Origin of the sequence: Desulfosporosinus cupriresistens (genome assembly GCF_001707885.1) — a bacterium.
In the GTDB taxonomy this organism is placed as follows: domain Bacteria; phylum Bacillota; class Desulfitobacteriia; order Desulfitobacteriales; family Desulfitobacteriaceae; genus Desulfosporosinus.
In genome coordinates, this window is the sequence record NZ_MASS01000032.1 from 1 (window position 1) to 16,488 (window position 16,488).

At 43.0% G+C, this 16,488-nt stretch carries 19 protein-coding genes and 1 tRNA gene; 3 read left to right on the forward strand and 17 right to left on the reverse strand.

Going from position 1 to position 16,488, the window contains the following annotated elements:
• From DSBG_RS13105 to DSBG_RS13135, 7 genes are all read right to left on the reverse strand, one after another.
• Window positions 1–285: hypothetical protein (locus DSBG_RS13105; protein ID WP_141694312.1), on the reverse strand; the 285-nt coding region annotated here is incomplete at its 3' end.
• Window positions 286–867: 582 nt separating this feature from the next.
• Complete coding sequence (locus DSBG_RS22510; protein ID WP_141694313.1) at window positions 868–1,086, reverse strand: hypothetical protein; 219 nt, start codon at window positions 1,084–1,086, stop codon at window positions 868–870.
• 11 nt (window positions 1,087–1,097) lie between these two features.
• On the reverse strand, window positions 1,098–1,322 hold the full coding sequence (locus DSBG_RS13115; RefSeq protein WP_068964772.1) for a hypothetical protein: 225 nt from the start codon (window positions 1,320–1,322) through the stop codon (window positions 1,098–1,100).
• Between the two features lie 101 nt (window positions 1,323–1,423).
• Window positions 1,424–1,699: a hypothetical protein gene (locus DSBG_RS13120; RefSeq protein ID WP_068964773.1), complete on the reverse strand. Its 276-nt coding sequence runs from the start codon at window positions 1,697–1,699 to the stop codon at window positions 1,424–1,426.
• A gap of 134 nt (window positions 1,700–1,833) precedes the next feature.
• A complete protein-coding gene (locus tag DSBG_RS13125; RefSeq protein ID WP_068964774.1) occupies window positions 1,834–2,079 on the reverse strand; it encodes a helix-turn-helix domain-containing protein in 246 nt (81 codons plus the stop codon).
• Window positions 2,067–2,390 carry a hypothetical protein gene (locus DSBG_RS13130; RefSeq protein ID WP_068964775.1) on the reverse strand — a complete coding sequence of 108 codons (324 nt, stop codon included), beginning with the start codon at window positions 2,388–2,390 and terminating at the stop codon, window positions 2,067–2,069. The genes DSBG_RS13125 and DSBG_RS13130 overlap by 13 nt, the downstream gene beginning before the upstream one ends.
• A gap of 185 nt (window positions 2,391–2,575) precedes the next feature.
• Complete coding sequence (locus DSBG_RS13135) at window positions 2,576–2,782, reverse strand: helix-turn-helix transcriptional regulator (RefSeq protein WP_068964776.1); 207 nt, start codon at window positions 2,780–2,782, stop codon at window positions 2,576–2,578.
• 71 nt (window positions 2,783–2,853) lie between these two features.
• On the opposite strand from DSBG_RS13135, the gene DSBG_RS13140 reads away from it, so the two are divergent.
• The 3 genes from DSBG_RS13140 to DSBG_RS13150 are packed head-to-tail and all read left to right on the forward strand — an operon-like array spanning window position 2,854 to window position 4,952.
• Window positions 2,854–3,261, forward strand: coding sequence for a helix-turn-helix domain-containing protein (locus DSBG_RS13140; protein WP_068964777.1), 408 nt, complete (start codon window positions 2,854–2,856; stop codon window positions 3,259–3,261).
• Between the two features lie 42 nt (window positions 3,262–3,303).
• Window positions 3,304–3,714 carry an ImmA/IrrE family metallo-endopeptidase gene (locus DSBG_RS13145; protein ID WP_068964778.1) on the forward strand — a complete coding sequence of 137 codons (411 nt, stop codon included), beginning with the start codon at window positions 3,304–3,306 and terminating at the stop codon, window positions 3,712–3,714.
• Between the two features lie 11 nt (window positions 3,715–3,725).
• Window positions 3,726–4,952, forward strand: coding sequence for a tyrosine-type recombinase/integrase (locus DSBG_RS13150; protein ID WP_068964779.1), 1,227 nt, complete (start codon window positions 3,726–3,728; stop codon window positions 4,950–4,952).
• A 107-nt stretch (window positions 4,953–5,059) separates the two neighbouring features.
• On the opposite strand, the gene DSBG_RS13155 is transcribed toward DSBG_RS13150, so the two are convergent.
• From DSBG_RS13155 to DSBG_RS13200, 10 genes are all read right to left on the reverse strand, one after another.
• Window positions 5,060–5,136 (reverse strand) — tRNA-Pro (locus tag DSBG_RS13155).
• A 61-nt stretch (window positions 5,137–5,197) separates the two neighbouring features.
• Window positions 5,198–5,674 carry an ACT domain-containing protein gene (locus DSBG_RS13160; protein ID WP_068964780.1) on the reverse strand — a complete coding sequence of 159 codons (477 nt, stop codon included), beginning with the start codon at window positions 5,672–5,674 and terminating at the stop codon, window positions 5,198–5,200.
• A 544-nt stretch (window positions 5,675–6,218) separates the two neighbouring features.
• Window positions 6,219–7,703 (reverse strand): stage IV sporulation protein A, encoded by a 1,485-nt coding sequence (gene spoIVA, locus DSBG_RS13165; RefSeq protein WP_068964781.1) that lies wholly within the window; start codon window positions 7,701–7,703, stop codon window positions 6,219–6,221.
• 231 nt (window positions 7,704–7,934) lie between these two features.
• Window positions 7,935–8,948 (reverse strand): NAD(P)H-dependent glycerol-3-phosphate dehydrogenase, encoded by a 1,014-nt coding sequence (locus tag DSBG_RS13170; protein ID WP_068964782.1) that lies wholly within the window; start codon window positions 8,946–8,948, stop codon window positions 7,935–7,937.
• An 88-nt stretch (window positions 8,949–9,036) separates the two neighbouring features.
• Window positions 9,037–9,627, reverse strand: a complete 591-nt coding sequence (gene plsY, locus DSBG_RS13175) for a glycerol-3-phosphate 1-O-acyltransferase PlsY (RefSeq protein WP_068964783.1) — start codon at window positions 9,625–9,627, stop codon at window positions 9,037–9,039.
• A gap of 3 nt (window positions 9,628–9,630) precedes the next feature.
• On the reverse strand, window positions 9,631–10,962 hold the full coding sequence (gene der, locus DSBG_RS13180; protein WP_009615354.1) for a ribosome biogenesis GTPase Der: 1,332 nt from the start codon (window positions 10,960–10,962) through the stop codon (window positions 9,631–9,633).
• On the reverse strand, window positions 10,955–12,286 hold the full coding sequence (locus DSBG_RS13185; RefSeq protein WP_068964784.1) for a DUF512 domain-containing protein: 1,332 nt from the start codon (window positions 12,284–12,286) through the stop codon (window positions 10,955–10,957). Before DSBG_RS13185 ends, der begins: the two co-directional genes overlap by 8 nt.
• An 87-nt stretch (window positions 12,287–12,373) precedes the next feature.
• Window positions 12,374–13,003 carry a hypothetical protein gene (locus DSBG_RS13190; protein WP_242877615.1) on the reverse strand — a complete coding sequence of 210 codons (630 nt, stop codon included), beginning with the start codon at window positions 13,001–13,003 and terminating at the stop codon, window positions 12,374–12,376.
• A gap of 56 nt (window positions 13,004–13,059) precedes the next feature.
• Window positions 13,060–14,214: a putative lipid II flippase FtsW gene (gene ftsW, locus DSBG_RS13195; protein ID WP_068964786.1), complete on the reverse strand. Its 1,155-nt coding sequence runs from the start codon at window positions 14,212–14,214 to the stop codon at window positions 13,060–13,062.
• A 216-nt stretch (window positions 14,215–14,430) separates the two neighbouring features.
• A complete protein-coding gene (locus tag DSBG_RS13200) occupies window positions 14,431–16,422 on the reverse strand; it encodes a bifunctional 4-hydroxy-3-methylbut-2-enyl diphosphate reductase/30S ribosomal protein S1 (RefSeq protein WP_068964787.1) in 1,992 nt (663 codons plus the stop codon).
• Window positions 16,423–16,488: the final 66 nt, after the last annotated feature.

The window sequence follows — 16,488 nt, forward strand, 5'->3', positions numbered from 1 at the left end:
ATTTCCACTGAGTTCGCAGTGGACTCCCATGTCTTCTCGTTCGGATTCATAGACTTTCATTTGTCCGTGCATATACATGCGGTCATATCCCATGGCTTTGGTTTCGATGGGCACCCATTCTTTGCCGGGGATATTTAGGACGTCGAAGATTTTGGAGCCGTGGGGGAGTGTGAAGGCGAACCAGTCGATGAGTATGCGCTGACCCGTAGATTGTGCCCCCGTGTTACTTGCCGGGGGCACTAGCTCTTGGGTTGGATTTAGTTCGAAGGAGATTTGCTTTTGCATGGGCTTTACCTCCTGTTTTTTGGGGTTGGGTTTGGGTTTAACTTTGGGTCATGGCAACGTTTTGTTGGGTGAGTATGTAGAAACCCTTCCAGGCTCGCCTATTCGGCTCGGTCCTATCGGACTTTCTCCCTGCGGTCGAAACCCTCCAGGCTTTACCCCTAGGTCTTCTGTAAGTGAAATTTGGGGTCTAAGAGGACGTTGCTCGCCGCAAGGGCAGAAGGAAGTCTTTTTTCTGAATTATTCTGATTGAGTTTTAGGGGAAAGACTCCCTTCGGGCTTCAGCATTTGGGTACGTACAGTTTGTCAAGGCATAAAAAATGAAATTACGATGCATGTGTTTTATACTTGACAAACACATACGATCTTTTAGATATCCAGGGGGTTTGTGGCGCGACATTGTTTGTTTGGGCGTAGGAAGGGAACGGCCCAAGGTTCTTTTAGTGCGGTTGACATCTGACATGCAGTCACGGCATTTGCACAGCTTTGAGAAGCCGTCATAGACGACCCAGTCTTCTTCAGTGCAGGAACGTCCGCAAAGTATGCAAAAGGTGTAAGCTGGGGTCTTGATGGTTTCACCACCCTTCAAGAAGATCGTTTTGTATAGATTGGTTTAATCACAAAGCCTTCATGATTGGCGCCGCATTTCTCACATTTGGATACGGGCCGACCATCCATGAGCATTTTTGTTAAGTAGTCTTTGTATAAGTCAAGTTGAGCGTTGTCGGTAGAAATTAGCATCGGAAACGATTGACGGCATTCGGGACAATAGGCCGAGACTTCCCATTGTTGTTTACTTCGCATAGATAACCCCACTACGCCATTAGGACTCGAAAATCTTTATTTTCAACTGAGAGCATTGACCCGCTGATGAGACATTCAATCCAATTCCCGTCTTTGTATTGCAATACTCGAAATGTGCAGCCATTAAGTTCTTCAAAGGCCATGGATATAGATCGTTCTAGGGTTCTTACTAGGCTATAGTTCAGCCATATGTTCTCTACCAATACTTGCAAGCAATAGTCTCTTAAGTAATTCATTGTCTTTTCACTCCTTCTTGTTTAATGAAGACGGGAAAAGCTCCCTGGAATATGTTTGTTTCTAGGAAGCTGATCCAATTACAAGCTTACAAAAATGGATTTTATCGGAATGGTTTGAAGTGCAAAAAGAAATTCTCATTATTGACTGATCTACCCATTTCAGTATATTGAAGGTTTAAGCCATCATAAGTCCTACATGGAATCTCAATTAATTTAAAGGATTTTCTCTTAATAATTTTTTGAACCTTTTGAGGAATACCAAAAGAAACTTCCTTAGAATTTTTTAAAGTAGAATAAGAAACAGGATAAAACTCCAAACACTTTTGTTTACCTTGTGTTTCGTAATACATAATGATCGGAACATCAATAAATCTCATTTCTAATACACTTCCTTTTTCGACATTGCGCTGCCACTAAAAATTATGGAAGTATGTTTTACATTACGATCCACTTCCACTTCCATAATCTCCAATGAAATTTGCTGATCCATTAAGATAAGTCATTCAGTAAATTATTTACCGAGTGCTTTTAATGCTTTGGGGTTCCTATGGGTTTCAGCTTGTCTCTCCATCCATTCTTTGACTTGCTGTTTAGGGAAGACGTATCGATTGCCGAAGGGTACTTTGGGGAAGTCAATTCGTTGAGACAAGGTATAGGCTCGGTTGTGGCCTATGCGTAAGTATTGACAAAGTTCTTTATGGGTGAGGAAGTCAGGCAGTGAATCATAGGGTATCGCATCGGAGGTTATACGGCCCATTGTGATTTAACCCCCTTTGTTAAGCGCTTAAATTCTTGGAAATATCTATCTGAGATTCTCTGAGTGTAGAGTAATTTATTTACGTCTCCAGACTCCCACGCAATGACAACATAGCAAATCGGTTTTCCAGATTCATAAGCAATGTAGCCTAGAAATTCAGTTCTCATCTTTCCTTCAATTTCAAAGCTTTCCGCTTCTAAAATAATTAACTCACGGTCCATACACGATTGATCATAAAATTCATGGTTTATGCTTTCCATAAGTTCAGCAGGAATCATTTGATGAACTTTTTCACTTAGTTTAATAGCCATTATCTACACGTCCTTTCAACTTATTTTTCTCCACTTTTTAATTATCACTATGCACATTGTGATAATTAAATTATCAATAAGGACATTAAAAAAATAACCCTTGGAAATGTTGACGATAATATTTTTATCACATATAATACTAAATAGATAATAATATTATCATCCAAGTACTTTTCACCTCTTTCCTAACTTTGATAAAAATCGGAAAATAAACTTTCGATAGGTTCATTAAAGTACTTTGATATTTTGAACATTAAATCCCTGCCAGGAGCAAATGTTCCATTCTCAATCATTCGGACATAAACCTCAGAGATACCTAAATCCTTAGCAACGTCTTTTTGTTTGCCCTTTTTCTTCCGGCACTCGGAGAAGAAGATGCGTTTTTTTTGCATTCCTCATATCCACCTCCTTACCTCTAATTATATTTGATAATTATATTATCGGAAAGAAAGGACGTTATTTTATGATTGGTGATATTCTTACTGAATTAAGAAATAAAAGAGGACTTACACAAGATCAGATGGCAGATGCTTTAGATGTAAAAAGACCTCGCTATAATTCATGGGAAAACAATATAGCTAAGCCAGATATCGAAATGCTCCAAAAGATTGCCAAATTTCATAACGTTACACCGAACTATATTCTTAATTTTAAACCTAGTAACCCTGCTCCTTCCTGGGCAACAGCAAAAGATAAACGTGATTTTAAAAAAATGCTTGAAGAAGATGATGACCTCATGTTTGACGGTATCCCTATCGAGAGCGAAGACCGCCAGAGAATCAAAGACGTTCTTACCGGACTATTTTGGGATGCGAAACAAATGAACAAACGAAAAAAGAATCCTGACAGCACGAACGACACCAAGAAATAATTCATGGTGCCGTTTTTCTATTAAAGGGGTGCTTTTTAAATTATGGACAAGCTTATAAGCAATTTAATTCGTAAGTATAAAACTAATTGCCCCTTCACTCTTGCTGATCATCTTAATATCCATATCCGTTTTGCTGACCTAGGCGAGCACACCCGTGGCATTTATTATAGTAAACTCAGACGCCGATTTATCGTGATTAACTCCAGGCTAAATTCCCACTGGCAACGTTTCATATGCGCTCACGAGTTGGCACACGACAGGCTTCACAGGGGCCTAAATCGATTTTTCTTAGATGAACATTCGTTTTTAAACACAGATAAATACGAAAGACAAGCTAATCAATTTGCAGTTCAGTTACTTTTATCCTCTACCAATATATATTATGGCGAGACTATTGAACATTTTTTTCTCAGAAATGGCGTACCAACTGAAATGATTGATTATTTCGATTAAAGGAGGTTAAAATGAAAACCAAAGAAAAAGATCAAGAGAAAAAGAAAGGACGAAGGAAGAATCCCTACGGTGAAGGTTCAATTTATCAAATCAATGATGGTAAACTCAAGGGTAAATGGAAAGGGCAACTCATTATAGGTACTAATCCCGAGACAAATAAACCTATTCGGCGTAGTTTTTACGGTAATGGATGGAATGAAGTACGGGATAAGATGAAGTTAGCAAAGGCCGAGCTAGATAAAGGAGTTGACCTTCAGAAACAAGCTAATATCACTTTTGGCGAATGGATAACCACGTGGATGGATAACTACAAAAAGCTTGAACTAGAACTATCCACTTGGGAGAACTACAATCGATCAATCAAAAACCTTATCATGCCAAACTTAGGAACTATTCCACTTAAGAGCTTAAAAACCGATGACATCCAGAAGTTTTATAACCTACTTATCAATGATAAGAAAGCAGCTGCAACCGTACGCAGGAATCACCAGATAATTCGCTCATGCCTGGAAAAGGCAAAAAACACCCATCTATTAAGTTGGAATCCATGCGAAGGGGTTACCTTACCTAAACTGAATGAGAAAGAAGCAAAAGCACTTACTGTTAATGAGATGAACAAATTCATAGAGACATTGAATTCTCCTAAGATCGGCCCAAAATGGAGATCCGCTTTTTTGTTAGCTCTTGGAACAGGACTAAGACAAGGAGAAATATTAGCCTTAAAATGGGAAAATATTAATCTAAGAAATTATTCAGTAACGATAAAGGAAGCAATTTCAAGAACTAATGCAGAGGGATTAATTTTTAAGGCTCCCAAAACAAAAAAATCAAAACGCACATTACCAATCCCTAAAGAGGCCGCTATCGCCCTTCGTTTATGGAGAATTGTCCAGCGAAAAGAAAAGCTAGTGGCTGGAGCAGAGTACCAAGATCAAGGACTTGTGTTCACAACTATAAAAGGCACTATCATTTATCCCCGAAACTTCACTAGACGATTTTATTCCATAAGGACTCAGGCAGGAATATCAAAGGAAATCAATCTTCATGCACTTCGCCACACATACGCCACAAGATTATTAGAGAATGGAGAAAATCTCAAAACTGTTCAAGAATTAATGGGACATGCTGACATATCAACCACTGGCAACACCTATGCCCATGTCATGCCAGAGATAAAAAGACAAGCTGTGTACAATCTAGATGGTTTGTTAAAACGAAAAAAGCCCCTCAAAGCTTGAAGGACTTTTCTAATTGCACTATTTTTCAAATTGCACTACCAACTGCACTACTGGAGTATTTTGACTTCATTTTTCACTATCTAAAAGGCTGAAAGCCTTGATATTACTGGTCGGAGCGACACGATTTGAACGTGCGACCTCTACCACCCCAAGGTAGCGCTCTACCAAGCTGAGCCACGCCCCGACATAATGTCCTCAGATGAAGGACTTTTATAAGATATCATATTCCGTTGGAAAAAGCAACCCTAAGTTTGACCGATTACTTCTATCTTTCTAACACCATGGATTTCCGCAAGTCCAGACAACAGATTTTCGGGAGTATCTGCCATTCCAGCGGTTTCAATGGAAACAGAGACATTGGCAATTCCCTGCAGTGGAATCCCTTGATTAATTGTTAAGACGTTGCCTTTGACAGATGCTATAAAATTCAGAACGTGAGAGAGCACTCCCGCTTTGTTTTCGAGAATGAGGGAAATGGTTATGATCCTCTCCCTACTCGCCTCGTAAAAGGGGAATACGCCGTCCTTATATTTGTAATAGGCACTTCGGCTAAGCCCTACACGTTCCACGGCATCATTGATCGTATAGACATCACCTTTGACAAGTAGTTCTTTCGCCTTAGCGGTCTTCAAAATGGCTTCCGGCAATATATTTTTACTGACAATTAAAAAATCATTTGTCTTGCCAATCACCAAATCGCCCCTATCTATTCCCTCGATCATGCACCTAAATGTTAGACGCATTAATTATAAGCCAATCTGTATGCGTTTGGCAAGAATAGTAATTTGCACGAACATTTGAGAAATGGGCAAGGAGGTCTGACAAGTACAAAAAAGGAACCTTAGGCCTCACATCTGAGAGATTACCTATACGTTCCTTTTAATATTGCAGTTACTTCGACCTTTTCAGTTTCTTAGACGTATCCGCATCCAAAAGTCTCTTCTATTAAGTTAGAATACTAAGGGACTGTTACGGTGGAGGTAAACCCTTCTTCACCGCGATTTGTTCTATCTGGGATTTAGGCTTCGACGCAACTAATCCAAAACGAATTTGTTGGTTTTGGAGCGGCATATTTTCGGAGAATCCTTACGGACGCCTTAGGCAATAGTAATCCTCAGGCGTTTAGTATTCTATGGAGCGTGCGCCTTCGGCGATAGTGTCCACAGGACACTATCGTCATTAAACACTATCGTCACCGAAACTATTCTTACCATCCGAAGCCACGATGTTCAGGTTTATCTGAACGAGTTCAAATAGCAGATTTCATTAGATGATGATGCAGATAAGGCCTCCGCTGCCGTCATTAACAATTCGCTGTAAGGTGTCTTGGAGCTTATGTTGGGCATTTTCCGGCATTCTGTATAGTTTATTTTGGATCCCTTCACGAACTAAATCATGTAAGGATTTTCCGAAGATATTAGATCCCCAGACCTTTTTGGGATCACTTTCAAACTCATCAAGGATATACTTTACTAGTTCCTCAGCTTGTTTTTCTGTTCCAATTAAGGGCGTAATTTCTGTCGTGATATCTGCCCTGATAATATGCAGCGACGGAGCACTGGCTTTGAGCTTAATGCCGTAATGTCCCCCTTGTTTGACAAGTTCTGGCTCTTCGAGGAACATTTCTTCAAGTTGAGGTGTCACAACGCCATAACCGTTAATTCGGACTTCAGCAATAGCCTCTGACAGTTTATCCCATTCCGACTTACCTTTACTATAGTCTAACACTAAACGGAGCAAGGAGTGATCGCCTTCAATTTCTATTCCTGTAAGGTCTTGGAGGACGGTTTTGAAGAGCCCCTCGACAGCGGTCATTTCAACATTCGCTATCCCTGTGCCCAAGTTCATTTCTTTAAGGAGGACATCTTGCACATATTGGCATTCTGTCAAAGCGTCTAAGGCCTGATCGATATCTCTTAAACGCCGTACACCGTCGATTGCTTTGCGCACAGTTTCCTCAAAAGCAGCTCGAATTGGATGAGCAGTGTCGAGCTCCTCAACCCATTTTGGCAGATCAATATTGACCTCAGCAACGGGGAACTCATAAAGTACTTCTTCAAGAATTTGAGTGATATCTTCCTGTTTCATTTCAAGAGCATTCACAGGAATCACTGGTATTTCATACTTTTCCTCAAGAGAACGACATAATTCTAACGTATTTTCCGCGTAAGGCCGAATTGTATTCAAAATAACCACAAACGGTTTTCCCAGTTGACGGAGCTCGGAAATGACCCGCTCCTCTGCCTCTAGATAAGCTTCACGTGGAATATCCGTAATTGATCCATCTGTCGTAACCACAACACCGATCGTGGCATGATCCGTGATGACTTTACGTGTACCCATTTCAGCCGCGTCCTGGAAAGACATAGGTTCATCGCTCCATGATGTTTTCATCATGCGAGGTTCTTCACCATCTTCTGCCTCGTACCCTAAAGCGCCTTCAACACTGTAACCAACACAGTCGACTAAGCGAACATTCATATGAATTGAGTCTTTCACAATGATTTCCACAGATTCTGATGGAATAAACTTGGGTTCTGTCGTCGTGATCATTCTTCCTGTCCCGCTTTGAGGAAGTTCATCCTTAGCCCGCTCCCGCTCAAATGCATCTTGGATGTTTGGCAGGACCAAAAGGTCCATGAAGCGTTTGATAAAGGTGGACTTTCCTGTTCGCACAGGCCCGACGACACCGAGGTAGATATCGCCTCCTGTACGCTCAGCAATATCCCTGAAAATGTCTAGATTTTCCATTAGTAAATTCCCTCCCTTTTGAGTGCTGTCCCAAAATTTGGGGAAGGGCCTCCACCTTCTCTCCCCTTCCACCCCCCCGTAACACGTGGATTCCCGATGACCGGACTAGCACATTAAGCAGTATAAGTATATTGGCGCCTTTGGGTAAATATGACAAATAACAAAAAACGCAGAAAAGGTATTTAAACAACCTCTTCTACGTCTATGAAGCAAAGTCCAAAAATATGTATGTTATTTCAACCAACTCATCTCAACAACTTCTTCAAGTTCATGGGTTTTCCCACGTAACATCAAATCTGCGACTGCTACTTTCGTATCAGCACCTTCAAACAAAACTTTATAGGCTTGTTCGGTGATCGGCATAGGAATTTGTTTTTCTACACTGAGTTGATAGGCTATTCTGGCTGCCCTTACGCCTTCAACCACCATCCCAACGTCTCTAAGCACTGTCTCTAATGGCTTACCCTGTCCAAGAGCAACACCTGCTCGACGATTTCGGCTATGCAAGCTGGTACACGTAACAATAAGGTCTCCGACGCCAGACAGCCCAGCAAAAGTCAATGGATGTCCCCCTAGAGCCACACCTAAACGTGCAATCTCCGCTAATCCTCTAGTCATTAGAGCCGCTTTGGTGTTGTCGCCAAACCCCAACCCTTCTGCAATCCCGGTGCACAAAGCAATGACATTCTTCAAGGCCCCACCGAGTTCGACCCCGATGACATCTGGATTTGTGTACACCCTAAATTTCGGAGTCATCATCAGGTCTTGAACCACTTCTGCGGTTCCAACATCCGAGGCAACTACCACCGTGGTAGGCATATCCCGTCCGACTTCTTCTGCATGACTAGGACCAGACAACACAGCAATCGGATTTTTCGGAAGCTCCTCAGTCAATACCTCTGAGAGGCGAAGATGCGTTCCTTCTTCCATCCCTTTAGCAGTATTGACCACAATGCATCCCGGCCTGAGGTAGGGCTTGATCATACGAGCAGCCTCTCTAACACTATGGGAAGGCACACTAAGAACAACTAGATCAGCCTTTAAAAGCGTAAGATCCGTTGTTGGTAGAAGCCCCGGAGGCAAAACAACGCCCGGCAAATACCGTGCGTTTTCGCGTTGCTTCTTCAAGCGTTCCATCTCATCCGGTTGTCGTCCGATGAGCGAAACCTGATGACCAGCATTTGCTAAAAGCACCGCTAAAGCGCTCCCCCAGCTCCCGGCCCCATAAACCGCTACATTTGCCATACTTTTACTCCCCCTTTACTCGATGTTCGTAGTTCGTGGTTCGAATAGGCATATGACCACATCCTGCAACCTCGAACAACGAACTTCATCATATCTTCTTTTCGCCAAACCGATGCTCTGTTCCTTGTAACACACGTCGAAAATTCGCACGATGAAGAATCAACACGATTGATGCACCGATTAAGCCGAAAGTCTTATAGGCAATCGGCTCCGAAAAAACAAAACCTCCGATAGCAACCGTGAGAGCGCCTACTACAGAACCCATAGAGACATAGCGTGTCGTTACGACTACTAGCAGGAACAGGACAATTGCGATTACCATGATTTTAGGCATTAATACGGTAATAATACCAAAGCCCGCGGCAACCCCTTTGCCGCTCGGCCGAAAGCCAAACAACGGATTCCAGCTGTGACCCGCCATAGCAAGTAATCCTCCAATGATCCCTCCCCAAGGTCCAAAGGCCCAGTAACCAAGCATGGCGGATAATGCACCTTTTAAGGCATCTCCAAGCAATACTAAGATACCAAATTTAGCCCCTAGAAGGCGAAAGGCATTCGTCGTACCCATATTTCCGCTGCCATGCCGACGTACATCAATCCCTTTGAGTCGCCCCGCTAAATAGGCAAAAGGAATGGCACCTAGAAAATACGTCAGGATAAAAATAAGGTAGCGTGGCATGACTTACTCCTTTTCTTCATCTTTTTGTCGAACTACAATTCGAATCGGAGTACCCTCAAAGCCAAAATGCTTGCGCATCTGATTCTCTAAATATCGTTTATAGGAAAAGTGCATTAGTTCTGGATCATTGACAAAGAAAACAAACGTTGGCGGTTTAACTCCCACTTGAGTAATATAACGGACCTTTAAGCGCCGTCCTTTATCGGAAGGGGGTGGATTAAGATGAAGCCATTCTCTGAGTAATGTGTTCAAAGTAGCCGTCGTCACTCGGGTTGAGTTTTGTTCAACCACGAAATCGACAAGTTCTAAGATTTTATTAACTCGTTGACCAGTTTTTGCAGAAATAAACATCGTTGGCGCATACTGCATAAAACTTAATTCCTCACGAATCGTCTTTTCGAAGACGTTAATGGTCTTCTCATCTTTTTCAACGAGATCCCATTTGTTAACAATCAAAATAATTGCTTTGCCCGCCTCGTGGGCATACCCTGCTATCTTCTTATCTTGTTCTGTGACTCCATCTACAGCATCTATAAGCATAAGGATCATGTCAGAGCGATCGACTGCACGAAGAGAACGAACCACACTATATTGCTCCGTAAGTTCATCGATCCGAGCTTTACGACGCATTCCTGCGGTATCAATCAGGATATAATGCTTCCCTTCGTGTTCAAAGGGGGTATCAATTGCATCCCGGGTTGTTCCCGGAATATTACTAACGATGACTCGGTTTTTTCCAAGCATCGTATTGACCAAGGACGATTTTCCCACATTTGGACGTCCTATGACAGAAATACGTATTACATCGGGATCATACTCTTCTTCATTGTTTTCCGGTAAGTTCCAGATAACCATGTCAAGCAAATCCCCAGTATTCATGCCATGAACTGCGGAAATTGGAATCGCTTCCCCTAATCCCAGACTTAAAAAGTCGTAAAGTTGTCCTTCTACTTTTTCAAAATCTTCGACTTTGTTTGCGGCGAGTATTACAGGTTTTCCAGAGCGACGCAACGTGCGGGCTATCAATTCATCATCCGATGTAGGCGATATCTGAGAATCCACGACAAAAATAACGACATCTGCTTCTTCCATGGCGATCTCTGCTTGCCTGCGCATCTGGGAAGCGATTGGCGTCCCTTCATCCTTAAATTCGATTCCCCCGGTATCAATCAAGGCAAATTTCCGTCCAAGCCATTCTGCATCTCGATAAAGACGGTCTCTCGTCACCCCAGGCATATTCTCTACAATAGCGACAAGTCCACCAGTGATACGATTAAACAATGTAGATTTCCCGACATTCGGACGGCCCACAATAGCCACAACAGGTTTACTCAAATATTTCACCTCCCAAAGAATATCCAATCACATGTTCCAAAAATGCGAGGCCATTGTTTTCAACAATACTCGCCTTGCCTTTAATCTCATTCTCTAACCATTGAACGCTCCGGTCATCGAGAAAAAGATCTTCGTCTGCTTTGAGCATCACGCGCGGAATTAGAAACTCCTCCCCACTCAAATCTCCTAATTGAAGAGCAATATCTTGAGCCGTGAGTAATCCCGCAACGGTAACGGATGACCCGAAAAAATCATTTCGTATGGTATGTACCGAGAGCCTCAGTCCATTCACTCGATCCATTAACCGATCCCGCAGCAACTCGAAAAATTGCCGTGCTGATGTTCCAGACATAAGATGGATATGGCGTTCTGGAATTGTTTCCGGCAACTGTTTCCAACCGGATTCGATCTCGGTAATAAATTTTCGTGCCATACCCACACCGTTTTCTAATTGTGGAAAATCATCATAAACAGTGGCTTCAGGAAAATCTCGCCCCGCTAAAATATAAAATTCGTCGGCAAAATAAACAACATGCTGTCCTGTCTGCGCGAAAAATTTCATTTGCCATTGGTTACCTTGATCTAACGTGTGCCTCGCTTCCTCCGCAGTGAACCCACGCAATGGCGTAAGCTTTTCTCGATAGCGGGTTAACCCTACCGGAACAACCGCAATCGATTGAACTGCTGGATAGAGCTCCCCTAATCGCTCGACAGTCTCTACCAACACGTCTCCATCATTATGTTCTGGAACCAAGACCACCTGAGCGTGAACAACAATTCCTGCCTCAACCAAGCGCCGAATCTGCTCAGGTAACTTTCCGGCGTGGGGATTTTTCATCAGACGAGCACGTACTTCTGGGTTCCAAGCATGGACAGAAATATACAACGGACTAAGATGCAAAGAGATTATCCGTGTTAATTCTTCCTCACTCAAATTAGATAGGGTTATAAAACTCCCCTGTGTAATCGATAGGCGATAATCATCATCTTTATCATAAAGTGTTGGCCGCATCCCTTGGGGCATTTGCGCCACAAAACAAAACGTACAATTATTACGACATAGTTTTAGACCCTCAGCGCTGATTGTCTCGACCTCTAAGCCTAAGAATTCTCCAGGATCTTTTTCTATTTCGATCTCCCAAAGTTCGCCATTCACCTTTTCTATAAGCAGCGTAAATTCCTCTTCCGAAATACCCAACTGAAAATCAATGATATCGTTGAGTTCCTCTTCGTTCACCGCCAGAACTCGATCTCCGACTTTGATCTCCATTTCTTCTGCAATACTCCCTGGGTCGACTGCAGCGACCACAAGCCCTTTAGGCAAAATGTTTCATCCTCCTGACATTCCAGCTCAGGGCATATTATCCCAGCTTCAATCGTTTTCAAGTATACTACAAATCGAACATACCTGCTACAGGAGTTCTTGTTCTTCCGATTGTTCATAAGTTGCGACTCCATTCACAAGTAATACATCGGCGGCCTTTTTTTGCATCTCTCTGGCCAGATAATATTGCCAACCTATTCGAAGTGCAGCCCAAACGACTAGTATCCCCACGCCGAAATTCCAAACAAACGCATCCGGAAAATCCGCATGCCTCACAATCCCCTCATTGGTAAAACGCACAAAAACTTGGTTCAAAAGAATACTCCCTGTAAAAGCGGCGGCTGCTCCCCAATAACACTTAGCAGTCAACCAAGCCACTAATACGAGTGCAACCATGAAAAACCAAGATCCATAGGGGATAACTCCAGGATCATTAACAATAAAAAGCGTCTCCATGCTTATAATAAAACTTGTAATAATGAAAGGAAATATTTTCCGCTCAGCGCGTTGCAGTGCCCATACCCAGAAAAACAACATGACCGCCAGACGTGCAAAATGCCAGTGCCAAGGCATTGTCGAAGGGAAGATTACCTCTACTCCTTTTCCTATTAACCAGGCGATGGTCAACAACAGGAAAAATCGCCGAGACGCTCGTTTTTCTACCCAGGTCGCCAGTGCTAAGAAAAGGATAACCCATTCTCCATAGGGAAAAATCAAGCCAAATTCCTCCTTGAAAGATTCTTCTAGCCATATTATTCCCATTTGGATCGAGTTTACACTGTAACTTTTGAGTGGTTCGTTTCAATGTTACTCTTAGCCACTTTTTTGCGATAGCGAGATATGTTTAACAATAAACCAAGTTCCGTCAAGGTTATGACCAGAGAACTCCCACCGTACGAGATTAGCGGCAGGGTAATCCCTGTGACTGGTAACACACCTGTAACGACAGCCAAATTAATAGTTGTCTGAATTGCCAATGTTGATGTCAGTCCAAAGCCTAATAACCTTCCAAAACGATCCGGACATTCCTGAACAACGTAGTAGGCTCGTGCATACAACGCAATAAAAAGAAATACTAAGAAAAGAGTGCCCGCTAAACCAAGCTCTTCTCCAACCATCGCAAAGATCATATCGGTATGATTTTCCGGAAGAAATCCGTATTTTTGCAAGCTTCGTCCCAAACCCACCCCAAACAAGCCACCCGAGCCAAAGGCGATTTCAGCATTTGTAATCTGATATCCTATATCCTTAGCATATTTCCAAGGATCTAACCAGACCATAATCCTCTGCCATTGATAACCATGGATAAAGTAAAAAAGGGGTATGCCAAGGGTTGGGACAGCAGCTACAAACCAGATCGACGAAAGTTCTGTTTGTAACAGCATCACTGCACTCGTGAGTGCTAAAACCATTGCTGTCCCTAAGTCTGGCTGTTTATAAACGAGTCCTAAAATAAGAATTGAAACAGGAATCAGTATACCCAATGGAATACGCCAATCTTTGCCTTGTTTGACTGGGAATCGGTCTAAAATATGAGCATAAAAAAGCACTAAGGCTAATTTAATTATTTCAGAAGGTTGAACTGTAATTCCTGCAATCTTAATCCAACGAGCGGAACCTTGGGTTGCGATCCCTTTATCCGTAAAGATAACGGCGATTAGTAATCCCAGACTAAGCAGCACACCGAAGCCCGCGAACCTCCGCCAAAACACATATGGAACCTTAATAGCTATAAACGCAAAGAGAAAACCCACAAGCATCCATTTCATCTGTTGGAAAACATAGAAATAGGAATTTTGCGTAGCGTTAAACCCACGTACTGCCCCAGCACTCAGTACCATAATTAATCCAAATGCTAATAGGGCCAGTGTTAAGAACAATATAGGGAAATCAATAGGCGCCAATTGTCGTTTAGCCGTCTGGATCACCTTCCTTATTTACCATATATATTGAACTTAAATTAATGCTCGTCGCTCTTAACTTAAGAGCATGCAAGCACATTTGCGTCGATGAACACAAATGTGCTTGCATAACAGACCCCAAAGTACATTCAATCCACCGTTGACCCAAGCCCCCATCCAACCCCAGCCAGAGGAAGTTTTTTGCTGAGAGAGCACTTTAGTGGAATTGCGTCCTGACTCCCACTATTCCTCTCGGTTTTCTGTAGGAGATATTTCTCCCACCACATCACCGATGGTTACCGGTTTGCTTTCAGATTGTGAAGCCAACGCTTGCGCATCGTTTTGCTGAGCTGTGTCTTTGATCACCTCACGAATGCTAAGACTGATCCGTTTCGCCTCTGGCTTACACTCAATGACCTTAACACTAACCTTATCCCCAACTTTTAGAACATCTTCCACTTTATTAACTCGATGATCCGCTAATTGGGAAATATGAACTAACCCATCCACCCCGTCTGAAAGTTGAATGAAAGCACCGAATGTAACAACCCGCACCACGATACCATTAACTAACGAACCTACGGGATACTTTTCGGCCACCTGAGCCCAAGGACTTTCTTGGAGTTGTTTAAGACCTAAGGAAAGCTTGCCTGTTTGTTGATCGAGTTTTAAAACTTTGACCTCTACTTCATCCCCTGTTTTTAAAATCTCCGAGGGATGTTGAACCCGGGTGTGGGCCATGTCTGATACATGAAGTAGTCCATCGATCCCGCCGATATCCACAAATGCACCGAAATCGGCCATCCGCCGGACGACCCCTGTTACCACGTCACCCTCTTTGAGGGTTTCCAGTAAATGCTTGCGCTTTATCGCCTGTTCTTCTGCTAAAATTACTTTTTGGGAAAGAACCACTTTCCGCTTGGAGGGATCAAATTCGATCATACGTAAGCGGAGAGTTTGACCCAAAAACTGGTTTAAGTCTTCAACATAACCCAGTTGGACTTGAGAGGCAGGAACGAAACCACGTATTCCCACATCAACAACCAAACCACCCTTTACAACCTCCACGACTTTTGCTTGAATCTCTTCTTTAGTCTCTGCTAACTTTTTCAGATGTTCCTCTGCCCTCTCTTCATCTGCTTGTCGCTTCGAAAGGACTGTATGCCCAGCTTCATTTTCTACCCGAATAACCACGGCAGAAATTTCGTCTCCGATAGATAGGAGATCCTCTGAGCGTGCTTTCCTCGCCACTGTTAGCTCTTTTAGTGGAATGACCCCCTCCGATTTCCAGCCGATATCAACAAATACCTCGTCATTAGTAATTTTAACGACCTTTCCGGAAACCCGGGTACCTAGATGAAGTTCTTGAAAACTTTTATCCCAACTGGCCATATCCATTTCTTCTTCATTCATTTCAGACATTTTTTGATAAACCTCCTCAATGATCCAATCTGGTGTTGAAGCCCCTGCGGTCAAACCCGCACTCTTAGATTCTTTAAACCAGATGGTTTCTAATTCCTCAGCCGTTTCAATTAGATATGTTTTCGTGCGTTCTGCACAAATGCTCGCCAATTTTCGAGTATTCGCACTATTCCGCCCACCTACAACCACCATAACGTCGACTTCTTCTGCTAACTCACGGGCTGCCTTCTGCCGCTCTGCCGTTGCATTACAGATTGTGTTGTGAACAGTAAGATCTTCTGTATGAAGTTTCAGTTCTTCGACAATTCCCTCAAAATTTTCCGTAAGCTGAGTTGTCTGCGCCAAAACGGCTAAATGAGGGAAAAATGGAAGTTCTTTCGCTTCTTCCACTGTTTGGATGGGTATGGCATCTTCTCCAGCCCAGCCCAGAATTCCCTGTACCTCAGGATGGAGTTTGTCTCCCATAACAATCACTTGTTGTCCCATCTGAGCCGACTCCGCAGCCAGCCGTTGAGCCTTCTGTACAAAAGGGCATGTGGCATCCACAACCTGTAGACCCTTATTTTCAGCCCCCCGATAAACAATGGGGGCTACACCATGGGACCGGATAATCAGAGCTTGTTCTAACCTTACCTCTTCTAAATCATCAACTACACGAATTCCGCGTTCTGCTAAGCGTTTCACAACCTGCTGATTATGAATAAGTGGCCCAAGGGATACTGCCGATGAGGTTTCCACTGTTCGTTCTGCCATATCCAGAGCGCGCTTGACGCCAAAACAAAACCCGGCTTTAGCCGCCCGCTTAACTTTCAAAACCAAGTACCCCCCCATATCGTAATATAAAGTGGATTAATTCTCTACGCTGTTCCTAAATTCCTG